The 3,769-nt window shown below is 72.8% G+C and carries 4 protein-coding genes; all 4 read right to left on the bottom strand.

Features of this window, described 5'->3' with window-relative positions:
* Positions 1–103 precede the first annotated feature (103 nt).
* The gene (locus ACFU99_RS36900; protein ID WP_384401000.1) at positions 104–679 is read right to left on the bottom strand and encodes an arginine repressor; all 576 of its coding nucleotides are present in this window, start codon (positions 677–679) and stop codon (positions 104–106) included.
* 7 nt (positions 680–686) lie between these two features.
* On the bottom strand, positions 687–1,958 hold the full coding sequence (locus tag ACFU99_RS36895) for an acetylornithine transaminase (RefSeq protein ID WP_384401003.1): 1,272 nt from the start codon (positions 1,956–1,958) through the stop codon (positions 687–689).
* A 38-nt stretch (positions 1,959–1,996) separates the two neighbouring features.
* Positions 1,997–2,917 carry an acetylglutamate kinase gene (gene argB / locus ACFU99_RS36890; protein ID WP_384400997.1) on the bottom strand — a complete coding sequence of 307 codons (921 nt, stop codon included), beginning with the start codon at positions 2,915–2,917 and terminating at the stop codon, positions 1,997–1,999.
* On the bottom strand, positions 2,914–3,769 hold an 856-nt coding region (locus tag ACFU99_RS36885; protein ID WP_384400994.1), incomplete at its 5' end, for a bifunctional ornithine acetyltransferase/N-acetylglutamate synthase. The genes ACFU99_RS36885 and argB, both read right to left, overlap by 4 nt.

The raw sequence follows: 3,769 nt of genomic DNA, 5'->3' as shown, positions 1-3,769 counted from the left end.
GCCGGATTCAATCCGGCCGTCGGGCCCTTTCGCGTGTACGGCCGCCCGCACCCGATTCCTCGGATACGGGCGGGATACGGGCGGCCGTGGGGACGCGCTCGCGTCAGCTCGCCTTCTGGTTCTGGGCCAGCCGCAGCAGATGGTCGGCGAGGGCCTGGCCGCCCGCCGGGTCGCGGCTGATCAGCAGGAGCGTGTCGTCGCCCGCGATGGTGCCGATGATCTCGTGGACGCCCGCCTGGTCGATGGCCGAGGCGAAGAACTGGGCGGCGCCGGGCGGGGTGCGCAGCACCACGAGGTTGGCGGAGGCCTCCGCCGAGATCAGCAGTTCGCCTGCGAGCCGCGCCATGCGGCCCTCGGTGGCGGACTCGCCGAGCGGGGCGCGGGGCGTGCGGTCGCCGCCCTCGGAGGGCACCGCGTAGATCAGTTCGCCGCCGGTGTTGCGGATCTTGACCGCGCCCAGCTCGTCGAGGTCGCGCGAGAGCGTGGCCTGGGTGACGGAGAGGCCGTCGTCCGCGAGCAGCTTGGCCAGCTGGCTCTGCGACCGCACGGGCTGCCGGCTGAGGATGTCCACGATCCGGCGGTGGCGTGCGGTGCGGGTCTGCGGCACGGCCGGACCGCCCTGGGCCGTCTCCGCGGCCTCGGCCGTCCGGGCCGTCTCGGTCTCCTGCGCCTCGGTCATCGTTGTGTCAGTCCTCGGATCGTCGTTCCCCGTCGGCCGTGTCGGCCGCGTGTGCCCCGTGCGCCGCGTCGAGGACGGCGGGCAGCGCCCGCAGCAGCGTCTCCACCTCATCATCGGCGATGATCAGCGGCGGGGCGAGCCGCACCACGTCGGGCGCGACCGCGTTCACCAGGAGACCCGCTTCCTGCGCTGCCTGCTGCACCTTCGGTGCGAGGGGCTCGGTGAGGACAATACCCAGCAGCAGGCCCGCGCCGCGGACCCGGTCGACGAGCGGGTGTCCGAGGGACGCGATCCCGTCACGCAGCCGCTCCCCGGAACGCGTCACTCCGGCCAGTGCTCCGTCGGCCGCCAGCGTGTCCAGGACGGCCAGCGCCGCGGCGCACGCGACGGGGTTGCCGCCGAACGTCGAGCCGTGCTGACCGGGCGTCAGCAGGTCGGCCGCCGCGCCGAAGGCCACGGTCGCGCCGATCGGCAGGCCGCCGCCGAGCCCCTTGGCGAGGGTGACGACGTCCGGCTCGACGCCCTGCGCCTGGTGCGCGAACCAGTGCCCCGTACGGCCGATGCCGGTCTGGATCTCGTCCAGCGCCAGCAGCGTCCCCGTGGCGCGGGTGATCTCGCGGGCCGCCGCCAGATAGCCGTCCGGGGGCACGACGACGCCGTTCTCGCCCTGGACCGGCTCCAGGACGAGCAGCGCCGTCTGGTCGGTGACCGCCGCGCGCAGCGCCTCGATGTCGCCGTACGGGACGTGGGTGACGTCGCCGGGCAGCGGTAGGAACGGCTGCTGCTTCTTCGGCTGGCCGGTGAGCGCGAGGGCGCCCATGGTGCGGCCGTGGAAGCCGCCCGACGCGGCGACCATGTGCGTACGGCCCGTGAGCCGGCCGATCTTGAACGCGGCCTCGACGGCCTCCGCGCCGGAGTTGGAGAAGTAGACGCGCCCGGTGCGGCCGAAGAGCGCGAGGAGGCGTTCGGCGAGCGCCACCGGGGGTTCGGCGGTGAAGAGGTTGGAGACGTGGCCGAGGGTGGCGATCTGGTCGGAGACGGCCCGTACGACCGCGGGGTGGGCGTGGCCGAGGGCGTTCACGGCGATGCCGCCGACGAAGTCGACGTACTCCTTGCCGTCGGCGTCCCAGACCTTCGCGCCCTCGCCTCGCACGAGCGGGATGCGGGGCGTGCCGTAGTTGTCCATGAGCGCGCCCTGCCAGCGCCGCGTCAGGCCGGCGTTGGTCTCCGCGGCCGTGCCCGCGGCCGTGCCCGCGGCTGTGCCCGCGGCTGTGCCCATGATTGTGCCCGTGGCTGTGCCCGAGCCTGTGGTGTCCGTCATGCCGCCTTCTCCTCCTTCGCCTCGTCGGGCTCCTCGTCGGGCACGACCATCGTGCCGATTCCTTCGTCGGTGAAGATCTCCAGCAGGATCGAGTGCTGGACGCGGCCGTCGATCACGCGGGCGGTGGTGACGCCGTTGCGCACCGCGTACAGGCAGCCCTCCATCTTGGGCACCATGCCGCTGGCCAGCTCCGGCAGCAGCTTCTCCAGCTCGCGCGCGGTGAGCTGGCTGATCACGTCGTCACTGCTCGGCCAGTCCGCGTACAGGCCCTCGACGTCGGTGAGGACCATGAGCGTCTCGGCGCCGAGGGCGGCGGCGAGCGCGGCGGCGGCGGTGTCGGCGTTCACGTTGTAGACGTGGCCGTCGTCCTCGCTGCGGGCGATGGAGGAGATCACGGGGATGCGGCCGTCGTCGAGGAGCGCCTGGACGGCGCCCGCGTCGATCCGGGTGATCTGCCCGACCCGGCCTATGTCGACGCGCTCGCCGTCGAGTTCGGCGTACCGCTTAGTGGCGCTCATGGTGTGCGCGTCCTCGCCGGTCAGGCCGACGGCGAGCGGACCGTGCTGGTTGAGGAGGCCGACCAGCTCGCGCTGCACCTGGCCCGCCAGCACCATCCGTACGACGTCCATCGCCTCCGGCGTCGTCACGCGCAGCCCGGCCTTGAACTCCGTGACCAGCCCGAGCTTGTCGAACTGGGCGGTGATCTGCGGGCCGCCGCCGTGCACGACGACGGGCTTGAGCCCGGCCTGCCGCAGGAAGACGACGTCCTGGGCGAAGGCCGCCTTCAGCTCCTCGTCGACCATGGCGTTGCCGCCGAACTTGATGACGACGGTCTTGCCGTTGTGGCGGGTGAGCCAGGGCAGCGCCTCGATGAGGGTGCGGGCCTTGGGCAGGGCGGTGTGCTTGCGGGTGCTCATGAGGAATACGCGCTGTTCTCGTGGACGTAGTCGGCGGTGAGGTCGTTGGCCCAGATGACGGCGGTCTCGGCGCCCGCGGAGAGGTCGGCGGTGATCCGGACCTCCCGGTAGCGCATGTCGACGAGTTCGCGGTCCTCGCCCACCGAGCCCTTCTCGCAGACCCAGACGCCGTTGATGGCGACGTTCAGCTCGTCGGGGTCGAAGGCGGCGGCGGTGGTGCCGATCGCGGACAGGACGCGGCCCCAGTTGGGGTCCTCGCCGTGGATGGCGCACTTGAGGAGGTTGTTACGGGCGATGGACCGGCCGACCTCCACCGCGTCGTCCTCGCTCGCGGCGCCCACGACCTCGATGCGGATGTCCTTGGACGCGCCCTCGGCGTCGCCGATGAGCTGCCGGGCGAGGTCGTCGCAGACGGACCGTACGGCCTCGGCGAACTCGTCCTCGCCGGGCGTCACTTCGGACGCGCCGGAGGCCAGCAGCAGCACGGTGTCGTTGGTGGACATGCAGCCGTCGGAGTCGACCCGGTCGAAGGTGGTGCGGGTCGCGGCGCGCAGCGCCTCGTCCAGCCGGGCCGCGTCCACGTCGGCGTCGGTGGTCAGCACGACGAGCATGGTGGCGAGGCCGGGCGCGAGCATGCCCGCGCCCTTGGCCATGCCGCCGACGCACCAGCCGTCGCCCTCGGCGACCGCGGTCTTGTGCACGGAGTCGGTGGTCTTGATGGCGATGGCGGCCTTCTCCCCGCCGTGCGGCGCGAGTTGGGCGACGGCCAGGTGGATGCGCGGGAGGAGCTTGTCCATCGGGAGCAGGACGCCGATGAGGCCGGTCGAGCACACGGCGACACCGCCCGCGCCG

The sequence above is a fragment of the Streptomyces sp. NPDC057654 genome (assembly GCF_042800135.1).
Taxonomy (GTDB): Bacteria; Actinomycetota; Actinomycetes; order Streptomycetales; family Streptomycetaceae; genus Streptomyces.
The sequence above is the reverse complement of the archived record's forward strand: the minus strand, read 5'-3'. Positions and strand labels throughout refer to the sequence as shown.